The organism is Victivallis vadensis, assembly GCF_003096415.1.
GTDB classification, from domain to species: Bacteria; Verrucomicrobiota; Lentisphaeria; order Victivallales; family Victivallaceae; genus Victivallis; species Victivallis vadensis.
In genome coordinates, this window is sequence record NZ_QEKH01000002.1 from 236,813 (window position 1) to 259,191 (window position 22,379).

Here is a 22,379-nt window from a genome sequence, read left to right on the forward strand (position 1 = left end):
AGATTTTTGCGCAGCAAAAAACTCGAAACCGTACTCGGCGCCGGCACCTTGCCGGTCGGGGGGACCGGGGGGCGAAGCGCCCCCGGCCGCCGGAGGCATCACTTGACGAAGCGGGTGAGATCGCGCTGAATCTGGAAGAGTTCGGCTTTGTTTTCGTTGTAGAAGGGGTCGAGCGAGGGCAGGGGATTGTCGTTGCCGTCGGTCAGCTTCTGGGTCGCGAAAGCGATGGAGTTGCTGGGGAGCAGGGTCTTGTATTTGGGACTGGCGTAGAAGACCTGCGACCAGTTCGCGATGATGGTGTAGGTGCGCTTCTGGGCGGGATCGAGCAGGTTGTAGCCGAGGGAATAGTCCGCGATCGGATTGGTGACGCCGAAGTAGGGGGCGAGGATCGGGACCACGTCGAGATGGCTGCTCATGCCGGTGTAGACCTGAGGCTTCATGCCGGGGATGTGGATGACCAGCGGGGTGCGGACCTGTTCCTGGACGAAAGTGGAGTTGTGGCCGAGGCGGCCTTTTTCGTAAAATTCCTCGCCGTGGTCGCCGACGAGCACGACGATGGTGTTTTCCCAGAGGTTGCCGTCGTCGAGTGCCTTGAAAACTTCGGCGAGGCGCATGTCGAGGTGGTGATTGGAGTTGATGTAGCGGTTTTTGATCATGGTGCCGTCGCCGCTGGAAACCTTGGCGTAGTTCAGCTCCTGGGCGTACTCCTTGCGGATGACCGCTTCCTCGGGGAATTCATACGGGGCGTGGGGGGATTCAAAGAACATGAAGGCCATGAAAGGGCGGCTGCGGTCGGCGTTGCGGATGAATTCGGTCAGCAGCTTCACGTTGCGCTGGTCGCGGGTGTAGGTCGGGCCGTGGTCGTCGCTGTGGAGCGCTTCGGAGGGGACGCGGCAGAAAACGGTCTGGTCGAATTCGGGATAGCTGAATTTGGCCGAGGTGATGCACTTGAAGTTGTAGTTGTCTTCGATCAGCCAGTCGATGAAGACGGGGCCGCGGCGGCTCTTGAGGAAGCTGTCCCAATAGTTGCCGTAGATGCTGTAGAACATCGTGAAGATGCCCTGCCGGGTGCCGTTGCCGCCGGAGTAGTTGTTCTTGAAATTCACAGATTTTTCGGCGAATTTGCTGGCGTTGGGCATGATTTCCGGGGTGAGCATGTCGGCGCGCCAGGATTCGCAGGCGAGCCAGACCACGTTGTATTTCGGCCGGTCGGCGCTGCGCTCGATCGGATGGGCGGGATAATTCAGGTTCTTGTATTTTCCGGCGTTGGCCTTGACCTGCATCACCTCGCGGTTCGGCGGGCGCACGCCGAGGCCGGAAAGGAACCGGGACATCGTCGCTCCCTGAAACAGCGGGATCGTGGCGGTCGCGACCAGCGGAGTCGAACGCAGCATGTAATGCTCGTATCCGTAGGCGAACATCGAAAAGAGCAGACAGACAAGGCACAGCCCCCCCAGCGCGTACTTGCGCCACGACTTCAGCACGGCGGCGATCACGCGCAGCTTCGGCAGCCAGACGAAGGCGGCCATGATTCCGGCATGGACCAGAAGCAGCAGCACGATGCCGCCGACCAGCGTCAGGATCGTCCCGGCGCGCAATCCCATCGAAGCGAAACCGCCGGGAGTGGTCAGCAGATTCCAGACCAGGAAGTTGAAGTGAAAACCGAAACCGTGGTACAAACCCGCATCCATCAACAGCAGCAGGTGCGACAGGAACATGGTGCCGACCGCGCATCCGGTCACCAGCCGCCGTCGCCACGCGGCTTCGCCCGCTTTCACGGTCGCGACGGAGACAAGCGCGGTCAGGAGCAGGCCGGGAACCATATACAAAAAGGAGTAGGAGAGGGCCGCGGCAGCCATGATGGCCACCGTGATGCCGTTCCACTCAGTCACGCGCGAAACGAAGAAACCGACGACGGCGAGCATCAGTACATAAACGACCATCAGGTACGGGGCGATCGCGTCCCAGCCGGGAAACCACAACTTTTTTTGCTTATCCATTCAATATGCTCCGGAAAATAAATGTGTATGCGAAACAAAACCCTAATATATCAGTGATTCGGAGATATTCCAGAGAAAATGACAAAAAGGTAATCACATCATCATTTCGCAACGGAAGGAGGCAATTTGAATAAAACTGAGAATCCGCGGTTGGCGCGCTTGCATTTCTCCGGTTTCCGGTTTAATTTGTGCAGGGGGGAAGAGTGGAGGAAGTATGAAACGAATTTGGTGTGGTATCGGCGGAGCAGTGCTGTTGAGTGTTTTGGCAGGGTGTCACTGGGGAGAAAAACAGGATACCGGGCGGCCGGAGGGATTTTTACCTCCCGAAGTGGTCACGAAGGACTGGTCCGCTTATAAAAAACGAACCGAAAAACTGGTCGTTGAAAAACGTTACGCCGAGGCGTTGGAGCATTATCAGTGGTTCATCGATCATATCCCCGGAGATATGGACATGGCCGGGGAGCGCCGGATCTGGGGACTGGGCGGCTGGGCCCGGCTCGGCAAGCTCTATCCGCCGGCCCGGACGGCTCTCGCGGAATTGCGCGACCGCAAGGAAGCAGGTCTGCGTTCACAGAAACCTGTGTCATCGGCTGAAACTGTAACTGTCCTCCCCGACCTGCAGGACATCGGTTCCATTAACCGCTATCTCGGCGAAGAGGAGCGTACTCTTGCCTTGTTCCGCCGGCTGGACGCTGAACAACCGGTATTGGCTCAACTCTACTGGCCCCACGTCGAAGGCTGGATGATCGATCACGATCAGATGGAGTTGGCAGAAAAGTACATTCCCGATATCAACGAACGCTGGGAAGCCCTGAAAGGGCATATCGGAAAAAATCCGGGATATCACGCCCGGATGATCGAAGAGGACGCCGTCCGGCTGGCCAAAGTCGCCCGTTCCGCCGGTCAAAAGGGGTTGGCCGACCGGATCAGGCGTGAGTTGAAAGAACAGCTTCAGAATACGGTTCCAACCGTTCCGAGTGAATAATTCTCCTCGCGCCTGTTCGCATCGGTGATTTCGCTCCTTTCGGAGCGACCAAGGCGCTTCGCCCTTGGAACCCGACCGGCAAGGTGCCGGCGCCGGGTACGAGAGCCGGGAAAGGCGGCACGCCTTTCCCTCCGGGAGGGGGAGGCTCCGGTAGAGACAGGCAAGGTTGTACAGGAGCGGCACACCGCTCCGGTCGGCGACCGCGTCGGCTTTTTTGCCGACGCCGGGCACTCCCTGCGGTGAGCTGCCGCCGGAGGTCACGCGCGGAACAGCCAGATGCTGACCATCTGATGTGAAGTTACCCTTATGGAGGCTGAACTCTGCCTATCCTCATAATACAGGCAAGGTTCAGTAAGGCTCGTACTCAAAGATATGCTTGCCTGTGATATGGCAATTGTATTGTTGCCTGACCGCGCTTTGCGTATACCGGCAGATAAATTCTTATCAGCCTCCATCAGGGTATCTTTCTATTACCCGGTCAGCATCTGGTTGTTCCGCGCGTGACCTCCGGCGGCAGCAGGCGCAGGGAGTGCCTAAAGCCCGCAAAAAAGCGGGCTTTGCGCCGACCGGAGCGGTGTGCCGCTCCTGTACAACCATGCCTGTCGCCATCAGGGCTCCCCCCACCCGGAGGGAAAACCGGAACGGTTTTCCCGGATCTCAAGTATTCGGCACCGGCACCTTGCCGGTCGGGTTCCAAGGGCGAAGCGCCTTGGTCGCTCCGAAAGGAGCGAAATCCCTGCTGCTACTGTTTGACGTTGACGCCGTTGGCGCGCAGATAGCTTTTGAGTTCGGGGATGTCGATCAGGTGGAAATGGAAGACGGAGGCGGCCAGCAGGACGCCCGCCCCGGCCTGGGCGGCTTCGAGAAAGTGTTCCATCTTGCCCGCGCCGCCGGAGGCGACCACGGCGGCATCCGGGCAGGCTTCGTGAATGGCGCGGATCACAGGCAGGTCGTAGCCGGTGCGGGCGCCGTCTCCCGCTTTGCTGGTCGGCAGAATGGTTTCCACGCCGAAGCCGCGCACTTTTTTCGCCCATTCGACCGCGTCGGCTCCGGTGGCGGTGCGGCCGCCGTCGATGTAGACCTCATAGCCGGAGGGCAGGGCGGGATTCACGTCGACGTCGATTGCGACGGTGACCCGGCCGGGGCCGAATTCACGGATCATTTCGGCGATCACTTCCGGGCGGCGGAAGGCGGCGGAGCTGGTGGAAACCTTGTCGGCTCCGGCTTCGAGCACGGCCGCCGCCGAGGCGACGTCGCGGATGCCTCCGCCGACGGTGAAAGGCACGGTGCAGGCCGCGGCGACCCGGCGGACCACATCGTGCAGCGTCGCGCGGTTTTCTACGGTCGCGGTGATGTCGAGCAGCGCGAGTTCATCGGCGCCGGCGGCGCAGTAGGCGCGGGCGCACTCCACCGGATCCCCGGCGTCGGCGATATCGACGAAGTGAACACCTTTGACGACCCGTCCATCCCGCATATCCAGACACGGCATGATCGAAACAATCTGATCCATAATTCAGCCTTTCCTGTACATCGTAAGATAAAATTATAAAAAAATAGTGCCGGAATCACTCTTTTTCAAGCGGATGAACCAGTTTTTTCAGGAGGAAACGGGTCGGAACGGAAAAAAGCTCCGTTCCCCCTGGGAGAAGGGGGAGCGGAGCCGGGAAAACAGCCGGAACCGCGGGGACGGCGCCGGCCTTGGGCATGGGGCGTGTTTCAAAATTCGCGAATCGCCAGATTGGAGTCCCGCCACTGCTTGACGCAGGGATTGCAGTATTTGGCGCGTTCTTCGGTCAGCTGCTGATAGCTGAGCGGCTCGGCATGGCCGTCGAACATCACCACGTTGGCGCGATCCGCATGACGGACATAGGCCGGATAGTAGGCTTTCGCCGAATCCTTCGGGGCGACCGGCGAAGTCGATTCGTAGTAGGCGGCCTGTCCGGCCCGGTTGCGGATCTTGCCGTTGTAGGCGTCGCAGACCGGCGGGGTGTCGATGAACATGATCAGCTGCGCGTCGCGCCCGAACTTGCTGATCTCATCGACCCGGTGCGGCACTTTCTTCTGGCCGTTGCCGAACGTTTCGCCGAAGGTCAGCACGTTCAGTCCGTAATTGAGTTGTTTGGAGTTGAACGCATAGTTCGTTTCGGCCGGACACTGGAACGCCTTTTTGTCCACCTGATAGTTCTTTTCAAATACCGCGAACCAGTTGCCGATGCCGCGGCCGAGGTAGCCGGTGACCGCCCAGCCGTCGGAATCTGTCGCATACTGTGCGGCTGCTTTGCCCATGCGGGAGAGATTGTCCCGGCAGCCGACCTCTTCCGCCGCCTCGCGGGCGGCAGCCAGCATCGGGTGAATCATTGCCGCCAGCAGCGCCACCACTGCAACGATAATCACCAACTCAACAAGCGTAAATTTCTTCATAAGTCCTTGCCTTCAATCCAAATACTTTTACTTTTTCCACTGGGCCCAGAAATAATTGGGATCCTTTTTCTGTTCACCGATTCCGGTTTGGGTGTCGCCGGGAATATCGTGATATCCCATCATTTTGGTATGACCGTCGACAAAAACGACATTCATACCTTTATTTTCCATATGCCGCCAGAGATCCAGCGGGGCAATGGAACTGCGTTGACCGACTTCCGGGCTGTCAGCATCTGCTCCGGCGGCTTTGCCCGTGTCCATGACGATCATACGGGAGGACGGAGTCTTTACCCGTGCAATCAGAAAACCATTGGGTTCATTTTGGCTCCAGCCATTTTTTCCGGCAGCATAATCGGAATTGCCATGGTGGGAATTCATGCTGTAATGCTGGGCAATTCCCTTATTGTAAGGAGCGACCAGCGGTTGGGAAGGGCAGGCAAAAAACGCTTTGGGGCGGTTGTTTCCCTTGATTTTATCCCGAGTTTCCTCCGGCCGGTCGTAGTGCATCAGGTCGAATGGAGTGAGATTGGGTTTGGAAAGGGCGTAAAGCATGTCCTGCCACTTTCCCTGGCCGTGCCATTCATAACTGGAGAGGTTGCCGTTGTATTTCGGGAACCTGCCGTTATTGTTGTCGGTGTAGATCACCATGTAATTGCCGATCTGCTTGAGATTGTTGGTGCAGGAGATGTCTTTCGCCCGGTTGCGGGCCTTGTTCAGGGCCGGCAGCAGCATGGCGGCGAGGATCGCGATGATCGCTATCACGACCAACAGCTCAATTAGGGTGAAGTTCTTAGTTTTCATAATTCTCTCTCCTGTTGTAAAACGCATTTGGGGTATCCATAATATAAGGGGTAAATTGTCTATTGGGCGACGGTTCCGGTAGCTCCCTGCTGATAGGGCTCATGGGCGTTGAAAGCGGTATTGTTGATACCGGAATTTCCGCTGTTCATCCAATGGCTCTGGCTGATTCCGCCCGCGTGTCCATCTACGAACAGCGTGCCGTTGGAAGTGCCGTGCGCGCCTTTCCGGTCCGCTTTGAAACTGGAACTGGTACTGGCGTTCTGCGGACGGAAGTACAGCTTATCGTTGATATTGCCTTTTACGGTATCCAGCGAATCGAACATCAGGATTTTGCTAGACGGATCTTTGGTTTGGGAAAGCATCCGGCTGCTTTTGGCATCCTTGGTGTAGAAAAGGTATCCGTTCAGCCATCTGCCGCAATAGAATTTGGTGCCCCATGTGGCGGTATAAGGAAGCCGCGGACATTCCCAGAGTTTGTCCACTTCCTCATTGCCGGAAATCATGAATTTTTTGGCTACGTAAGGAGCGACGGATTTGGGAATGGAGCCTTTGCTGTTGGCAAACAGCTGTTCCGAACCGCTGCCGTTTCCGGCAATATAGGGAAGCAGGCCCCGGTAGTCATCGGTATACATCTGGATGCCGGTTCCCAACTGCTTGTAACGACTGATGCAGTCGATGTCCTTGGCGCGGTCGCGGGCCTTGTTCAGGGCCGGCAGCAACATTCCCGCAAGGATCGCGATGATCGCTATCACGACCAACAGCTCAATGAGGGTAAAATGCCTGTTCGTTTTCATTTTTCGACTCCTTTTCTGCTTTGAATGGAAACTTTCGATCATTCTGCCAAAGGACCTTTTATTTTAATGAAATTACGGAGTTGCGCTCAATCAGCCGATTCGATAATCTTACTTTCTTCAAGGTGTCGGAGTCGTCGCTCAACACGATCTCCACCGCTTTCTCCGCGGCTTCGTGCAGCGGGCTGGCGATCGTGGTCAGGGAGGGACGCTGGAATTCGGAAATCCCCGGATTCTCAAAACCCATCAGCGAAATTTCCTCCGGGACACGCTTGCCGGCCAGCTCCTGGATCAGCCAGTTGACCTCCAGCACCTTCATATCTTCGCCGGTTACCCAGACCGCGGTGCACCCGGCATCGATCAACTGCTTCACCGCCAGGTGCAACGGCATTTTGTTGCTGATCTTCAGCAGGTTGGCCGCAGGATCGCAACCGCAGCTCCGCAACGCTTCCGCCACGCCGTCAACCCGGCCGAGCCCGGTGTAGTCGGACTCATGGATCACCGCGATTTTCCGGTGTCCCTTGCGGGTCAGGTAGTCCCCGGCCAGGCGGCCGGTTTCGTGGCAATCCACATAGATCGTGTGGAAAAATTCACTGAAATTGTCGCTCAGCCACACGATCGGGATATTGCGGATCGATTTGAGAATATCGATGGTTTCCGGTTCCCACGCGATACCGATGATGCCGTCGAACCAGCAGTCGGTCAGATTGCCGATCCGGTCTTCGGTGATCATCGTGATTCCGGCATCGGCACGGGAGAGCGCAAAACAGATATGCTGGGTCAGCGTGTTCACGTAGCCGCCCATCACGGTTTTGTGCGGCGGCTCGGTGACCAGCGCAATCTGTTTGCTGCGGACCCCGACGCGCGGCCGGAAGCCGAGTTCCCGCGCCGCCGACAATACCCGGCAACGGGTTTCCGACGGGATCAGAGAGCTGTTGTTGAAGACCCGGCTGACTGTCCCGGCGGAAACTTTGGCACGGTGCGCCACTTGCGCCAACACCCCTGAGGTTCCCGTTCCGTTTTGTGTTCTTACTTCCGCCATTTTTCCGAATCCTGTTTAATTAGTTCCGAGCTTTCACTAATATTATACCAAATTCTTATGCAAATGTCAAGAGTGAAAAACAAAATTTTTAAAGATTATGCAATTTTTGCACAGATATGGCAAGAAAAAACGGAGCAATGCCCCGTTTCCTCACTGTAATGTCAGCGTCTGCAGTGTTTCTGATCAGATGCGGCGCAGCCGGAACAACAGGCGCAACCGCCTTGTTTCACCTTGCGCCGGAAGTTCCAGATCATGCCGCCGATTGCGGCGGCGAGCACCAGAATTGCGACGGCGGTGCCGAGCCGGTCGGAATCGCCCTGCGCCCCGGCTGCGGGGGCGGCTTTTTCCGCCATCGCCGCCAAAGCCGCCGGAACCGTCAGAATAAAACCGGTTATTTTCGTATGATTCATAGGTTTGACTCCTGAAAAAAAACTTGTTAGCCTTTTCTAATAATATAGGCGGTTCCGACGTTTTTTCAAGTGGCGCCCCGGAATTTTACCGGGACGCAGGTGTGCCGCGCAGGATCACGGTGCCGAAAGGAGGGATGCCGAGCCTCCCGGCGGCGGACGTGCAGCCGGGCGAGGTGTAGACCGGCTCGAACCGCCCCGGTTCGGCTTCGGTGAATCCGCCCGCGTTGAACAGGAAACGGTATTCGCAGGACTCCGAATAGCGGGAGCAGCGCCACAGCAGGCTGTCGCATGCTTCCAATCCGGCGAGTTCCATCGCCAGCGTGCAGGCGGGCGGGATGGCGCTGCGGTCGGGCTGCCGGAAGAACGCCATCGCAAAGTTCCCGCCGCAGGTGACCACCTGTCCGTTGCCGAAGGCGTGCCGGACCGCCGCGGGGGAGCCGTCTTCCCAGCGCCCGACCACGTCGGCATCCTCGGCGGGGGCCAGAATCACCTGCCAGCCGGCGGCGGCCTGCATGGCGCCGTTTTCCCAGCGGATATTCCGGATTTCTCCGGCCGGAAGCGCGATGCGGAGGGTTTCGCGACAGCCGGTCAGGGCCTCCAGTCCCCGCGCGGGGCGCTGCGGCGTGACCCAGGTGCGTTCGTCGCGGCAGGCGAACGGGTAACCGATCAGCAGCGTCCCGCCGTCCCGGACGAATCCGGTCAGCCACGCCGCCGCCGCTTCGTCGACCAGCTCGACCGCGTCGGCCACCAGCAGCCGGCAGCCGGAGAGGTCGTCGCCGCTGACCACGAAATCGGCGGTGACGCCGAGCCTGCGCAGGATCGTATGGTCGGCCGCCGCGGCCTGCTTGCAGGAGTAGTCGGTCGAAGCGCGGATTTCCTCAATATGATTCAGTTCGCTGCGCATTTCCTCGATCCGCATCAGCAGGTCGTTGCGCAGGTCGAACCAGATCGCCGCCTTGCTCCGGGCCGGACGGCTGGCGGCGAAATCCGCGCCAAGCTCCTTCAGCACGCCGGCGATCCGGTCGCACCGCTCGCTGCGGCGGGTCGGGGAGCCGTCGATTTCGCGCATTCCCCAGCCATTTGACTCCTCGCCGAAGCGTTCGGATTTGTACTGCCAGAAGGTCAGGCCGCGGCAGCCGGAGGCGATCGCCATCCAGATGGCCTGCTCGATGAAATCCGGCTCCGGCTCTTTGTGCCAGTTCGCGTAGTTGGTGTAGAACTCCTGGCACCAGTAACCGGGATCGACCCGGCGCAGCCAGCTCGACTGGTAGAGCGGCGCATTGCGGTCGATCAGGTTCGCCGGATGCAGTTCGATCGGGAATGAACAGCCGTAGCGGTCGACCTCGGCGGCATTCAGGAAATCGTTGCTGGTATCGCAGGCCGGATCCTGGACCAGGCTTGAACAGCCGACGTGGCACATCACGGTCCGTTCCGGGTCCGCCGCGCGGAAGCCGCGCACCGAGAGCGCCACCTGTTCCGCCACCGCTTCGGCCGCCCACTGCCGCCACAGGAAAAGCTCCGCGTAGTCGGAGTGCGAGTGGGGCGGAAACACCGTGTCGAACGCGGTCCACGCCTTGCCGAATGCGGCGTTCAGCGCCTCAATGGTGCCGTAGCGTCCGCGCAGCCAGTCGCGGTAGGAGGCGACGGAGTGTTCACACCGGCACTGGCCGAGCGGACGGCTGCGCGGTTCGTTCCATGCGTTGTAGAACCAGAGCGCCGGGTGTCCTTTATAGCGTTCCGCCAGTTGCCGGGTGAATTCGGTCGCCGCTTCGGCCACGCGCGGATTGTCGAAGCAGGGCCACCAGCCGCCGACGTAGAAGGCGGCGTGGGCGATCGGGTCGAGCGGCTGGTTGTGGAAACCGATCCGGGTGCCGCCGAGCTCGGTGAAAACCCAGTCGGGCGCGTTTTCGAGCTGCGCCTTGAGGATGACCCGCAGCCGGTTCCGGGCGGCGAGGTCGAACAGCCGGTCGAGGTCGTCCCAGACGAATTCGCCGCGCCGCCGCTCATGGCACCGCCACTGCGGGCGGAACTGCACGTGGGTGTAGCCGGCCCGGGCGATCTCGGCGAGGTCGTCCTCCCATTCCTCGCGCGGCGGAGTCGGTGCGCGGTGGTACTGGCAGCCGTAGGGAAAGAAGTCGAAGGTTTCGGTTTTCATAAGATGGATTCTCCGGAGGTTGATGATACCGGATTGTGCCGCGACAGGCGGCGGTTTCCGGCGGTTTCGGTAAAATTACGGGAAAAAACAGGAAGCCCTGTGGACTTTTTCATTCTTTGTGTTATGGTAAAATCATGTATTATCAAGGATACCTGATTCGCATTGCACGGGAGGGCCGCACCATGTTTGAAGCATTTTCCGTCCGCCTGACGGACGACAAATCCTATCCGAAGTATATCCAGCTGCGCGACCAGCTCGCCGAATTCATCAAGGCCAACGACATCGCTTCGGGCGAACAGCTGCCGGACATCGTCAGCATGTGCCGGATCGCCGGGCTGAGCAACCGGTCGGTCGAACGCGCCTATATGATGCTGATCAACGACGGCATCTGCTTCCGCCGCCCCAAAAAGGGGACGTTCGTGCGCGGGGCGGTGTCGCCGCACCACGGCGGCGTGCGGCCGCGCATCTGCGCGATCTTCTCCCGGTACGACCCGATGCGCTTTGAAAAGGACGACGTGACCGGGCGCATCTACGCCGGAATTCAGGGCGAGGCGCGCCGCGCCGGAATCGACCTGCTGATCCTCTCCGAGCGCAGTCTGCCCTTCTATCTGGATAACGGCAGCTTCGACCTGGTCGGGATCGTGATGCTGTCGTGGTATGATTTCAAGGAGGCGCACGCGGTCGTCTCCCGGTATCCGGGCGTGCGTTTTTTGTTTGTGAACTATCATTTCGCCGGTTTTGAGAACATGCCGCCGAATGCGGGCGGCATCTTCAACGATGATTTCGCGGGCGGGTTTGAAGCCGCCGAATACCTGATCGGCCGCGGCTGCCGCAAGCCGCGCGCGATCACCGTCCGGCTCGACAGCGACGACAACTACCAGCGCCGTCTCGACGGCTTCCTGCTCTCCGCCCGGCTCAACCGCCTCGACGTGACCGAACGGGACATCTGTGTCTGCAACCGGGGAGCCAACCCCGCAAAGGAGGATCAGATTGCGATGGGGCATGAGTTTCTGCGACAGATTCTCGACGACGCGCCCGACACCGACGCGGTCTTCTGCACCAACGACCTGCTGGCCGCCGGAGCCGCTTCGGCGCTCGATAAACTCGGGCGCCGCGACCGGGTTGAAGTGACCGGTTACGACAACATCCTGCCGCACCTGAGCGCCGACGGCCGCTTCACCACCGTTTCGATCAATCTCGAACAGATGGGAAGCCGGGCGATCACTCAGTTGCTCGACGGCGGAGCAGTCTACCCGCGCGTGGTCAACGTCGCGCCGCAGCTGCTGCCGCGCCGCCCGTCGCCGGAAGCGTGAAGCGATCCTTCGCATGGAGGTTCATCCTTTGAGTCGGGTGAGGCGCGCCGAGGAGACGTTGCGGAATACGGCGGTCGCACCCCGTTCATCAAGCTTCACCTCGGCTTCCGGCGGCTCGCAGCCGACCGGGGCCGGGGCTTCCCCCGCGTAAAAAGGCAGCGTCAGCGTCAGCTCTTCGACCGGTGCTTCGGCTGTGAATTCGAGCTCGTGCGCGTCGAGCCGGAAGCCTCCGGCGACGCGGCGGCCGCGGTGAACGCCGAGCGCCCGGTTCCGCACCTCGGCCACGGCGGTTCCGGGCAGGCGCGGAGCCGCTTCGACCTTGCCGCCGCCGGCGGAAAAGCCGAGCACGTCGCCGGAAAAGCAGCCGAGAAAGACCGCACACTGTTCGCAATTGCCGCTGTCGACGGTGTAGTCCGCCGCCGGGTCTTCGGCAAAGCCGTTCCACACGCCCTCGAACTCTCCGAAGAACCAGTCCAGATAGGGGGACTGGCCGGGGGAGGGCAGGTGGTGCAGCCAGTATTCCGGATAGAGGTCGGCGGGGCGGCGGACGGTCCGCCGCAGGAATTCGAGCAGCACCTCCAGCCGCCGGTCGTCCCCCGAACGGGCGGCGAAGCGCAGCATCTGCCCGATCACCTTGCCCATCGTGCGCAGCTTCATGAAACCGGTTTCGCCGCTCGGCACGCGCAGGCCGCCCCAGTCGTTGCAGTGTTCGGCGCGCCACAGTTCTTCAAAGGCGCGGCGCCACGCGGAACGCCGCCCCGGATACCAGCGTTCCGGGTAGAGGTTGATCCAGTTGAGCGGCCGCTCCTCAGCCTTCCCGTCGGGGCGCAGCGCGGCGCGGTAGAGGTCGGCGGCGGGGTCGTAAAGCCAATGGTCGATGCCCCGGTCGAGCAGGGCGGCGCGTTCGAGATACCGTTCGGTGACGATGGCGGGGCGGTTCAGCAGCCGGGCCGCCTCTGCCATCGCGAGGCAGCCTCCGTACATCGCGCCGTTGGTGAAAAGATCCAGCAGCGGTTCGGTGCCGCCGCCGAGCTGTTCGTTGTAGTTGCCGGAATCCAGCAGCCGGAATGCCGCGTGGAAGTGATGGCGCCAGGTGTCGTCGAACACCCGGTCGAGCCGGTCGAAGCAGCGCGGCAGCGCCGGATCGTCCGCCCCCGTCTCCAGCAGCCGGGCCAGCGCCCGGGCCGGATGGGCCGGCGTGTCGATCTGAATTTTATTGTGCAGCGGCGTGCCGTCCGGGCGGTAGGCGTGGACGATGAAGTACTGCCCCTCCGGGATGTGCGACAGCGTGAAATCGAGGATTCGCGCCGCCGGTTCCGGACACCCCTGGTCGGCCAGCACCCCGGCGGCTTCGGCGGCATCGCGCGAATAGTGGCAGACGCCGTAACATTTGACGCCGTTCTCCTCGCCGAAGCTGGTCTGGCAGAAGCCGTCTTCGCGGGTGCGGTCGAGCAGGCTCTGCATGGTGCCGCGCCAGAGCGGGCCGAGGAAACCGTCAGAGGTTTCCAATGTGGCGAACGGGGATGGATGGTTCCGGTTCATGTTCAGTTCTTTCGGATTGCTGTTGTTCAGAGGGAGTTGGACCAGTAAGCCGCCGGGAGATTTCCTTCCTTATAGATATCGGCGGGAACGGAAAGGGTCACTTTGACCGTTTCTGCGCCGCCGTGGAAGAACAGCACATTGACGGCGCGGCCTCCTGCATGGCGCGCCGCCGGAATCCGGGCCGGGCCTTCGCCCGCATAGCCGACGATCAGCCAGCCGGGAGCATCGGCCAATACGATCATATCCGGATTTTTCACCTGGCTGCGCCTGACTCCCCGGCCGGTCCGGCTGTCCCGGCAGACGCCATAGCCGTTGATGCCGTAGCTGCTTTTCTTTTGGAGCAGCCCGGAGTAGGTCAGACGGGTTGATGTCGGATCATCCGGGCAGGTGAAGGCGGCGGCGGGCGCGCCCGGTTCGGCTTTCACCCCGACGTAAGGAGCGAGCGGCACGGTCCAGACGGCCTGATAATCCGGCGGCGAACCGGTCGGAAAATAGTCGTCGTTATCGGCGGCATACTGCAGAAATCCCCGGTTCAGCCGTGCCAATCGGTCGAGGCATCGGACCGTACCGGCTCCGGCGGCGCGGCCGGAGAGCGGCAGCGCCAGCGCGGCCAGCAGCGCGGTCAGTGCGAGGAGGCAGACGAGTTCGACTCTGGTGAAGCGGTATTTCATGGTTGGTTCTTTCTGCAAGGGTTATTCTGTATAGGTACACTGGTTCGGCATGAATTTCGACTTGTTGATCGCGTCGTCCATGCTGGTGGGGCGGCAGCTGCCGTCGGCATAGGCGGTGTTCGCGCGCTTGTTGTGGCTGAAGCGCCCGACGGCCTTGGGATCGCCCCAGTTGCGCGGGTCCACCATGTAATACTGCGTCCAGTCGGCGGTTTTGGGGTAGTTTTTGTTGACCGAATCCATGAAGATCGCGTAATCCGACGGCGAGATGCCGGTCTGCTTCTGAACGGCAGCCACATCGGTGTAGCCGTTGTTGATGAATTCGTTGGAAGGATTGCCCTTCAGGTAGTTGTAGCGGTAGACCACCCGGCCGTAGACCTGGTACATTTCGTTCATGATCCGCCCGTAGGGCTTGAAGGATTCGCAGGTGAACAGCTTGGAGTCGGCCATATACCCGAGGTTGACCAGCCGCTGCCACCAGATCGAATTGTCCCCGAACCGGTCGTCGATATGCCGGAGGATGTATTTGTGGTCGTTCGCATAGAACAGCCCGGCGGTGCCGATCTGCTTGAGGTTGCTGACACATTTGATGCTCTTTGCCTTGTCGCGCGCCTGATTCAATGCGGGCAGCAGCATCGAAGCGAGGATTGCGATAATAGCGATCACGATGAGCAGCTCAATCAAGGTGAACTGATCTTTCTGCAGGGGCAAGTCGGTCGGCGTGAATTTCCTTTTCATTTTTCCTCCGGGATGACGTTGGGTAATCTTACTATACCGGTGCGGCACGTTTTTGCAACATGCGTGATAAAATTTTGTTTCTATGTAATTATACCTGATTTTCTTTTAAAAAGCAACCGAAAATCCGAAAAAATTGAAAAAATTTAAAGGAAAGTTGGGGGACGGAGGTGGAAAACCAATATTTTCTTTCCGGTTTACCGCTTTGCTGTGATTGTTGTATCTTGTTTTATATCAATTTTTTAATTGGAATTATGCGCATGTTTTGAAGGAATCCGGAAGAAATTTCATCTTTTTTGAGGCGGGGACTTGACTTTATGGTGGATATCAGGTATAATTAGAACGTGAGCCGCCTGTAAATCGTCATTCATTCCAACCATTGAGGAGTCCGATGCAAATGTTCCGCACCTGTCTTGCCGTCCTGATCCTGTCCGCCGCCGCCGCGCTGTCCGCCGCGCCGCTCGACCTGACCGATCCCGCCGTAACCGGAGGGAAGGGCGTTTCGCTCTTCAACCGCACCGGGCGCGTGAAGGTCGACCGGCTCGGAGTGTGGAATGTCTGGCCGGATTATACCGGAATCCGGGTGGATGAAGTTGAACTGGATGGCGCTCCGGCTGATTTTGAATTCACCTTTTCGCCCGCCGACACCGCGCTGGCCTGGCTCGACGGCCATCTGTTCAGTCTGGCCGACGCTTCGGGAAACGAGGTGCTGCGGCTCGATATGGTGCGGCGCGGCCGTTTCCGGCTTGCGTTCGCCGGAAACAAAGCGGTTTCAAGGCCGCAGAAATGGGATTGCACGGTGGTCAACTGGGATAACCTGACGCCGCGCAAGCTCACGGTTCGGCTGGCTCCCGGCGGCGCCGCGCTGCTGATGGACGGCCGTACCGTCGTGAAGCTTGACGGCCCCATGCCCGCCCCCGGAAGCTATCGCGCCTTTCTGGGCCGGAAAGACGACGCCGGACGCGGCGCGCTCGGCTGGTACAGCAGTTTCGAGCGGAAACCGGCTCCGGCGGAGTTCCCGGAGCCGCAGCCGCTGCCCGGCAAGCCGGAGTGGTCGGCGCGGGTCGATGCGCTCGAACGGCTTTTCATCACGCCGGAGATGGACCAAATTCCCTTTGACAAGGACCGGATTCGGGCGAAAGACGCCCGCATCGCCGCGATCTATATCGCCGTCGACGGCCTCTGGTACCGGCTGCTCCGCGGCCTGACGCCCGGCTTTGAATTCTTTCTGGACGAGCTTGAAAAACTGGCCGCCGCGGTACGCGCCGGAGAACTGCCGGATGAAGTCTATCAGGTCGGCGGCGGCACTCCGCCGGACCGTTTCCTCACCCCCGGCGACACGGATTTCTACTACGGCGACTGCGGCTGGGGGCTGGCGGCCTACGCGCCGGAGCTGGCCCGGCTCGGGGTCAATCTGGTTTCGGAGCACATCTGGCCTGAAGCGGTGCTCGACGCGCAGGGAAAGCCGCGGGATGTGATGCTGATCCGCCGCACCATGCCGCAGCTGGAGGAGTTTGAGAAGTACAACATCGCCTTCGACCTGATGATCGCGCCCTATACGCCGAACTGCCTGTTGAAGAAACATCCGGAATGGGAAGGCGCGTTTTTCGGCCTCGGCACCGAAAGCGAAGCCGAGAACCTGAAGCGGCAGACCGAGGAGTGGAAGGGGCGGCAGGCCGGGCACGGTTTCCTGAAAGCCTCGGTGATCGCGCCGGACTACCGCGAGATGTGCCGCACCTTCCTGGAGTATTTGCTTCCCTTTGTGCGCAACAGCCGGATGCTGGTCGCGATCGATCTCGCCAACGAGGTGCAGCTTGAGGATTATTCGCCTCTGATGCAGCAGTATTTCCGCGACTGGCTGCGCCGAAAATACGGCTCCGCGGAAAAGCTGAACGCGGCGTGGCGGTCGAACTACGCGTCGATCGACGATGTGCTGATGGTTCGCCCGCTGGTGTTCGACCGGACGCATCCGGTCCGCTTCTGGGACTGGGTGCTCTGCAACCGCGAGGCGGGCACCGGGCACTTCCGGTTCCTGCATGAACTCTGCCGCCGGAACGCGCCCGGCGTTCCGACCCATGTGAAGCATCTGCCGCACGAATTCGGCACGCCGTGGTACGAGATGGGGAGCAACGCGCGCAACTTCTACGACTACGCCGACGGCATCGACCGCAAGGCGCTGGCCGGCCTGACCGAAATCATCGGCACCGACAGTTGGGCGGACAATGCGCATGACGAATCCGGCCGCCTCTCCTCGGACGTGCCGATGCAGAGCGCCTACTTCTCGCTGCTGCGGAGTTATCAGCCGGAAAAGTGGATTTTCGACAGCGAATGGCATATCCTGCGCTGCGACCCGCCCGCCACTCCTCCGGCCTGCCTCGACATGGTCATGCAGCAGAACGCGGTGCACGGATTGCGGGCGGGCACCTTCTGGCTGGTCTGCCCCGGCAACGGCCAGCACCTCGAATTGAGCAGCACCGCGCCGCTGATGCTGCAGAGCGGGCTTACCGGGGCGAAGATCCGCAGCAAACGCGAATATTTCAATGCGCTCGCGTCCCGTCCCCGCCGCTTCGGCGTGCTTTACAGCCCGAAATCGCGTTATGTCGGCGGCGACCTGCATTCGCTGCGGCTGCTCCGGTATTTCGAGGCGGGGATGTTCTCCGGCGCGGAACTGCGCATCGTCGACGAACGGCAGCTGATCGGCGGCGAAGTCACCGCCCGCGACCTCGATCTCTTGGTGGTGCTCGATACGCCGCTGCCGATGGAGGAGACGCCCGCAGCGTTGCGTAAATTCGCGGCGGACGGCGGCAAACTGATCCTGTACGGCGATTTCGCGACACGGCTTGCGGATGTGGATACGGCCGTGCCATTCCTGCGCCGGGAACGTGCGACGCCGTCGCAGGACGAATGGCTGCGGCGCATCCGCCGCGACGCCGCCGAATTCGGGCTGGCCGCTCCGGTCGATGTGACCGATGAGCAGGGCAGGCCGGTCTACGGTGTGGAATGGCATGTGGGCCGCCTCGCGGATGGCCGCAGGGTATTGTACATCGCCAATATGAGCAAAGAAACCCGGAAACTGAAGCTCTCCGGCATCACCGGATTGATCGACACCGATACCGGCAAAGCCGTTCCGGCGGGAAACATCGAATTGCCGAACTGGGGAACTTTCATCGGCATCTGCCGGTAGATGCCGGTCATTCGCGGCCGGGGGCCGCCGCCAGGTGGTTGATCTGGTGGGCGATGCTGGCGGCCCCGAAACCGTTGTCGATATTGACGACCGCCACCCCCTCCGCGCAGGAGTTCAACATCGTCAGCAGGGGGGCCAGACCCTGAAAACTTGCACCGTAGCCGACTGAAGTGGGGACGGCGATCACGGGCTTGTCCACCAATCCTGCGACGACTCCGGCCAGGGCGCCTTCCATGCCCGCCACCGCGATCACCGCGTTGGCGGCGCGGATTGCGTCGAGCTTGGCCAGCAGCCGGTGGATTCCGGCCACGCCGACATCGTAAATCCGGGTGACATGGCTGCCGAAAAATTCCGCGCTTTGCGCCGCTTCTTCGGCGACCGGGATGTCGGCGGTTCCGCCGGTGCAGACGGCGATATTGCCGTCTCCGGCGGGAAACTCTCCGACCCGGATGATCCGTGACAGCGGGTCGTAGGCCGCTGACGGGATCGCCTCGCGCACCAGCCCGGCCTGTTCCTCCGAGGCGCGCGTGCCCATCACCCGCGAACCCTGCTCGTGGAAGCGGCGGAAGATCGCGACCAGATGCTGCGGGGCCTTGCCCGGACAGAACACCACTTCGCCGCAGCCGCGCCGCAGTTCGCGGTGGTGGTCGAGCTTGGCGAACCCCAGTTCCTCATACGGAAGTTTTTTCAGAAGCCCGGCGGCTTCGGCCACTTCGACCTCGCCGGAACGAACCTGATTCAACAATTTCAAGACATCCATGACAATCAATCCTAGATCAGCCAGCCGTCGTCGCCGGCAGGAGCCGGTTCGGCGGGCTTGGCGTGGGTGCGGAAATACTCCTCCGGATCGGTGGACCGCACCTGAATCGGCACCGGCCGCACCACGATCGCCCGTTCCGGCCGCACCGGGCAGGCGTATTCGCAGCTGCCGCAGCCGATGCACAGCTCGGAGGTCAGCTTCGGGATGCGGATGCCCCGGCTGTCCGGCTCCATGCGCAACGCTCCGGTCGGGCAGTGTTCGGCGCAGGCTCCGCAGTCGGTTCCGTCGGCCACCGCGACGCAGAGCGGCGGAATGTATTCGGCCAGCCCGATCCGGCAGCGCCGCTTGTCCGGCAGCGCCATCGGCACGATGGCTCCGGTCGGGCAGACCCGGCCGCAGTTGTCGCAGTTGAATTCGCACATGCCGCGGTCGAACTTCAGGTGGACCGTGTCAGCTCCGTCTCCGGCCGGACGCAGCACATTGCCGCGGCAGTTCACCACGCAGAGCTGGCAGCCGGTGCATTTCGACCGGAAGCGGGCGGCGGAACCGGCCCCCGGCGGATAGACCGCCCCCTGATCGGCGGCGGCCTGCTTTGCGGTGGGCTTGAAACCGCAGACCGCGGCGACCGTGACCGCCGCAGTCGCCGCGCCGCCGATCAGCAGACGGCGGCGGTCCATATCCACCGGAGCCGCCGCCGGATGGCCGTAGTGAATCGCTCCGACCGGGCAGGCCGAAAAACAGTTCATGCAGCGCACACACCGCTCATTGTCGATTTCGCCTTTCGCCAGCGCGATGCAGCCGGAGGGACAGCTGCGCACGCATTTGCCGCACTTCACACACTGTTCCTTGTCCAGCGTCAGCCGGAACCAGCCGGATTTCGCGGCCAGCCCGAGAAGCGTCCCGACCGGGCAGACGGCGGTGCAGTAGATCCGTTTCTTCCAGACCACCAGCGCGGTCAGGATTGCCAGCGGAACCAGTCCGGCCGCCAGCGACCAGCCGAAACCGGGCCGCACCGGCAAGGTCGTCTCGGGATTCCAATGGTTGTAAAGCGCGGTATGGATCCGGGCGCCGACGCCGCCGGCGATCGCGCCGAATTCGGAAAAGGGATCGAGCAGCCGCCAGCCGATCGCCCAGCCCAGCGCCAGCGCCAGCAGCGCCGCCAGCAGCACCCAATAGCGCACCAGTGGAAAATTCTTTACCGGTCTGGACTTGCGGAACGACAGCGCGCCGATCAGGTCCTGCAGAATTCCCAGCGGGCAGAGCAGCACGCAGTAAAACCGCCCGAAAAGGAACGTCAGCGCCAGGATCAGCACCGCGATTCCGAGTGCGCCGAACGTGAACGCCGCCGCCAGCCGGGCGAGCGCCGGACCGAGCTGGAACGCCGCCCAGTTGCTCAGCGCCACGCCGGAGCCGCAGAAAAGCGACAGCGAAATCACCAGAGAGACCGCCGCAGCCACGATGCGGAGGATGCGCGGCAGCCTTCTCATGCGTCAATCCGGGCGATCTTGAGTTTGGCGGTATCCATGGTGCCGTAGCCCAGCTTTTCGCCGAGTTTCAGGTGCGGAATCGACTCCAGCGGGAAACCGATGATCCGCGCCGCCATCGTATCGACCGCGACGATGTCGCGGGAAAGCAGCTGGTATTTCGGAGTTTTCACATCCGCCGGCGTCACGCCGCGCGGTCCGTTGGAGGTCACGATGCGGTAGGCGTCCACCACGTTGAGGTCCGGCTTGCGGTAGAGCACCGCGTCGGCGATGCACTGCTGCAGATCGTTCCGGTGCATGAAGCCGCGGTCTTCGACCAGCCCCATGAAATTCTTCATCGCGCAGGACATTTTGGCTCCGCCGTGGTGTTTGAGCACCGGCACGTTGATGAACACATCCGCTTCGAGGATCGCGTTGTGGATCAGGGCGTTCTTCATTTTCACCGCTTCCGGACGCTCCACTCTGGAGTAGTGCTCCTTCAGGTTCGCCGGAAGCACCTTGCCGCCGGCTTCGGTCACGGCGGCCGCGATGCCGCTGTTTTTGTAGCAGCTCTGCCACTCGTTGCAGGTGTGGTCGAAAACGGTCACTTCGGAGGCTCCGGCGGCGAGCGCCTGCCGGACGATTTCCGCGACCAGCTCCGGATTGGTGTTGGCCGCTTCCTCCGGCTTCTTGTCCCAGCCGATATTCGGTTTGACCACCACCTTCTGGCCGGGCTTCACAAAGGCTTTCATGCCGCCGAGCGCCTCGATCCCTTTGCGGAACATCTCCGCCGGCGTGCCGTTGCGGACCGCGACCAGGTCCGGCAGCGGTCCGGCGGCGGGGGCTTCGGCGGCGGAGAGCGCCGCTCCGGGGAGTTTCGACATGGCGGCGACGGCAACGGCGGTCAGCGCCGAGGTTTTCAGGAATTCACGTCTGTTCATAGATGGGCCTCTCCTCGATGGTTCACGGTTGACGGGGCTTTGCAATTTGTTAATAATGTAGAATCCTGATTAAAAAAATCAAGATTTTATGCCGTGAAAATCAAAGAAATATTTTCCCGGACTTGCAATTCCGCGGCAAAGTTGTATTTTTATGGAAAAAGGAGTCCTGTTTTATGTCCATCGGTTTCACTGAAATTCTGGTCATCCTGGTCGTGATCCTGCTGCTGTTCGGAGCCAAGCGCATTCCGGAACTGGCCCGCGCTTTCGGCAAAGCCTCCTATGAGTTCAAGAAGGCCAAAAATGAGCTGACCCGCGAATCGCAGGAGTTGATCGACACCGCCGAGAAAAAGGCGGAAGCGGAAGACAAAAGTTCCAAGCACGATGCCTGAACTGCCCGACCAGCCGCTGATCGCCCATCTGGAGGCGCTCCGTAATGCGTTGCTGAATATGCTTTACATGACGGCGGCGCTCTATCCCGCCGCCTACTGGATCACGCCGGAGGTGATCGATTTTCTGGTCCGCTGGAGCTGCCCGCCGGAGATGGGGCAGCTCAACTATTTTACGCCGATGGAGGTCTTTATCGCGCGGCTCAAGCTCGCGCTCGTGCTGGCGCTGGCCGCCGCGTTCCCGTTCAACGCATGGCAGTTGTGGCGTTTTTTGATGCCCGCGCTGTACGAATCGGAGCGGCGGGCGCTCAAATGGTGGATCGGGGCTTCGACGCTGCTGTTTGTCATGGGCGCGGGGTTCTGCCTCGGCACGATCCTGCCGCTGCTGATGCGGTTTTCGGCCGGGTTCGCGACGCCGAACCTGAAGCCGGTGATCGGGCTGGCGGGCTTTCTCGAACTTTCCGGCTGGCTGCTGCTCTCCTTCGGGCTGATGTTCCAGTTTCCGCTGGCGGTGATCCTGGCGGTCCGCTTCGGGGCGGTCCGCGTCGAAACGCTGCGCCGGGGACGGCCCTATGTGGTCGTCGGGATTCTGATCCTCGCCGCGATCCTGACGCCGCCCGACGTGGTCAGCCAGCTGCTGCTGGCGGTCCCGACCTGGATTCTGTTTGAAATCGGCCTGCTGATCGCCGCCCGGCAGCAGAAGCGCCGCGAAGCCGCCGCCGCCGCCGAACTGGACGATGCCGTGCTCGACGTTTACCGGCAGGACAATGAATTATAAGGAA

General features: G+C 61.2%; 19 protein-coding genes. 5 read left to right on the forward strand and 14 right to left on the reverse strand.

Annotated features, from left to right (window positions below; genetic code table 11):
* Positions 1–98: 98 nt before the first annotated feature.
* A complete protein-coding gene (locus C8D82_RS02210) occupies positions 99–2,000 on the reverse strand; it encodes a sulfatase-like hydrolase/transferase (protein ID WP_116882633.1) in 1,902 nt (633 codons plus the stop codon).
* Positions 2,001–2,214: 214 nt separating this feature from the next.
* On the opposite strand from C8D82_RS02210, the gene C8D82_RS02215 reads away from it, so the two are divergent.
* Positions 2,215–2,985, forward strand: a complete 771-nt coding sequence (locus C8D82_RS02215) for a hypothetical protein (RefSeq protein WP_133245021.1) — start codon at positions 2,215–2,217, stop codon at positions 2,983–2,985.
* A 742-nt stretch (positions 2,986–3,727) separates the two neighbouring features.
* Here the strand turns inward: C8D82_RS02215 and hisF are convergent.
* The 7 genes from hisF to C8D82_RS02250 form a co-directional block, all read right to left on the reverse strand.
* Positions 3,728–4,495 carry an imidazole glycerol phosphate synthase subunit HisF gene (gene hisF / locus C8D82_RS02220; RefSeq protein WP_116882635.1) on the reverse strand — a complete coding sequence of 256 codons (768 nt, stop codon included), beginning with the start codon at positions 4,493–4,495 and terminating at the stop codon, positions 3,728–3,730.
* Between the two features lie 206 nt (positions 4,496–4,701).
* Positions 4,702–5,406: a prepilin-type N-terminal cleavage/methylation domain-containing protein gene (locus C8D82_RS02225; protein ID WP_116882636.1), complete on the reverse strand. Its 705-nt coding sequence runs from the start codon at positions 5,404–5,406 to the stop codon at positions 4,702–4,704.
* Between the two features lie 27 nt (positions 5,407–5,433).
* Positions 5,434–6,207, reverse strand: a complete 774-nt coding sequence (locus tag C8D82_RS02230; RefSeq protein WP_165832777.1) for a DUF1559 family PulG-like putative transporter — start codon at positions 6,205–6,207, stop codon at positions 5,434–5,436.
* 59 nt (positions 6,208–6,266) lie between these two features.
* Positions 6,267–7,001, reverse strand: coding sequence for a type II secretion system protein (locus C8D82_RS02235; RefSeq protein ID WP_116882638.1), 735 nt, complete (start codon positions 6,999–7,001; stop codon positions 6,267–6,269).
* Positions 7,002–7,059: 58 nt separating this feature from the next.
* A complete protein-coding gene (locus C8D82_RS02240) occupies positions 7,060–8,040 on the reverse strand; it encodes a LacI family DNA-binding transcriptional regulator (RefSeq protein ID WP_116882639.1) in 981 nt (326 codons plus the stop codon).
* A gap of 161 nt (positions 8,041–8,201) precedes the next feature.
* Positions 8,202–8,450 (reverse strand): FeoB-associated Cys-rich membrane protein, encoded by a 249-nt coding sequence (locus tag C8D82_RS02245; protein WP_116882640.1) that lies wholly within the window; start codon positions 8,448–8,450, stop codon positions 8,202–8,204.
* An 85-nt stretch (positions 8,451–8,535) separates the two neighbouring features.
* Positions 8,536–10,605, reverse strand: a complete 2,070-nt coding sequence (locus C8D82_RS02250) for a beta-galactosidase (RefSeq protein ID WP_116882641.1) — start codon at positions 10,603–10,605, stop codon at positions 8,536–8,538.
* Between the two features lie 182 nt (positions 10,606–10,787).
* On the opposite strand from C8D82_RS02250, the gene C8D82_RS02255 reads away from it, so the two are divergent.
* Complete coding sequence (locus C8D82_RS02255) at positions 10,788–11,918, forward strand: GntR family transcriptional regulator (RefSeq protein WP_165832778.1); 1,131 nt, start codon at positions 10,788–10,790, stop codon at positions 11,916–11,918.
* A gap of 21 nt (positions 11,919–11,939) precedes the next feature.
* On the opposite strand, the gene C8D82_RS02260 is transcribed toward C8D82_RS02255, so the two are convergent.
* Genes C8D82_RS02260 through C8D82_RS02270 form a run of 3 tightly spaced genes read right to left on the reverse strand, consistent with a single transcriptional unit; the run spans position 11,940 to position 14,866 of the window.
* Complete coding sequence (locus C8D82_RS02260) at positions 11,940–13,460, reverse strand: hypothetical protein (protein ID WP_133245022.1); 1,521 nt, start codon at positions 13,458–13,460, stop codon at positions 11,940–11,942.
* Between the two features lie 26 nt (positions 13,461–13,486).
* Positions 13,487–14,131: a hypothetical protein gene (locus C8D82_RS02265; RefSeq protein WP_116882644.1), complete on the reverse strand. Its 645-nt coding sequence runs from the start codon at positions 14,129–14,131 to the stop codon at positions 13,487–13,489.
* 21 nt (positions 14,132–14,152) lie between these two features.
* Positions 14,153–14,866 carry a type II secretion system protein gene (locus tag C8D82_RS02270; RefSeq protein ID WP_116882645.1) on the reverse strand — a complete coding sequence of 238 codons (714 nt, stop codon included), beginning with the start codon at positions 14,864–14,866 and terminating at the stop codon, positions 14,153–14,155.
* Positions 14,867–15,260: 394 nt separating this feature from the next.
* Between C8D82_RS02270 and C8D82_RS02275 the strand changes: the two genes are divergently transcribed.
* Positions 15,261–18,047: a beta-galactosidase gene (locus tag C8D82_RS02275; protein ID WP_165832779.1), complete on the forward strand. Its 2,787-nt coding sequence runs from the start codon at positions 15,261–15,263 to the stop codon at positions 18,045–18,047.
* A gap of 7 nt (positions 18,048–18,054) precedes the next feature.
* Here C8D82_RS02275 and larB read toward each other — a convergent pair whose 3' ends face one another.
* The 3 genes from larB to C8D82_RS02290 are packed head-to-tail and all read right to left on the reverse strand — an operon-like array spanning position 18,055 to position 21,211.
* The gene (gene larB, locus C8D82_RS02280; protein ID WP_116882647.1) at positions 18,055–18,807 is read right to left on the reverse strand and encodes a nickel pincer cofactor biosynthesis protein LarB; all 753 of its coding nucleotides are present in this window, start codon (positions 18,805–18,807) and stop codon (positions 18,055–18,057) included.
* Positions 18,808–18,818: 11 nt separating this feature from the next.
* Positions 18,819–20,294: a 4Fe-4S binding protein gene (locus C8D82_RS02285; RefSeq protein WP_116882648.1), complete on the reverse strand. Its 1,476-nt coding sequence runs from the start codon at positions 20,292–20,294 to the stop codon at positions 18,819–18,821.
* On the reverse strand, positions 20,291–21,211 hold the full coding sequence (locus C8D82_RS02290; RefSeq protein WP_116882649.1) for a DUF362 domain-containing protein: 921 nt from the start codon (positions 21,209–21,211) through the stop codon (positions 20,291–20,293). The genes C8D82_RS02285 and C8D82_RS02290 overlap by 4 nt, the downstream gene beginning before the upstream one ends.
* Before the next feature lie 173 nt (positions 21,212–21,384).
* Between C8D82_RS02290 and C8D82_RS02295 the strand changes: the two genes are divergently transcribed.
* Entirely contained in the window at positions 21,385–21,600 is a 216-nt protein-coding gene (locus C8D82_RS02295; RefSeq protein WP_116882650.1) for a Sec-independent protein translocase subunit TatA/TatB, read from the forward strand.
* The gene (tatC, locus tag C8D82_RS02300; protein ID WP_116882651.1) at positions 21,593–22,375 is read left to right on the forward strand and encodes a twin-arginine translocase subunit TatC; all 783 of its coding nucleotides are present in this window, start codon (positions 21,593–21,595) and stop codon (positions 22,373–22,375) included. The genes C8D82_RS02295 and tatC overlap by 8 nt, the downstream gene beginning before the upstream one ends.
* Positions 22,376–22,379 lie beyond the last annotated feature (4 nt).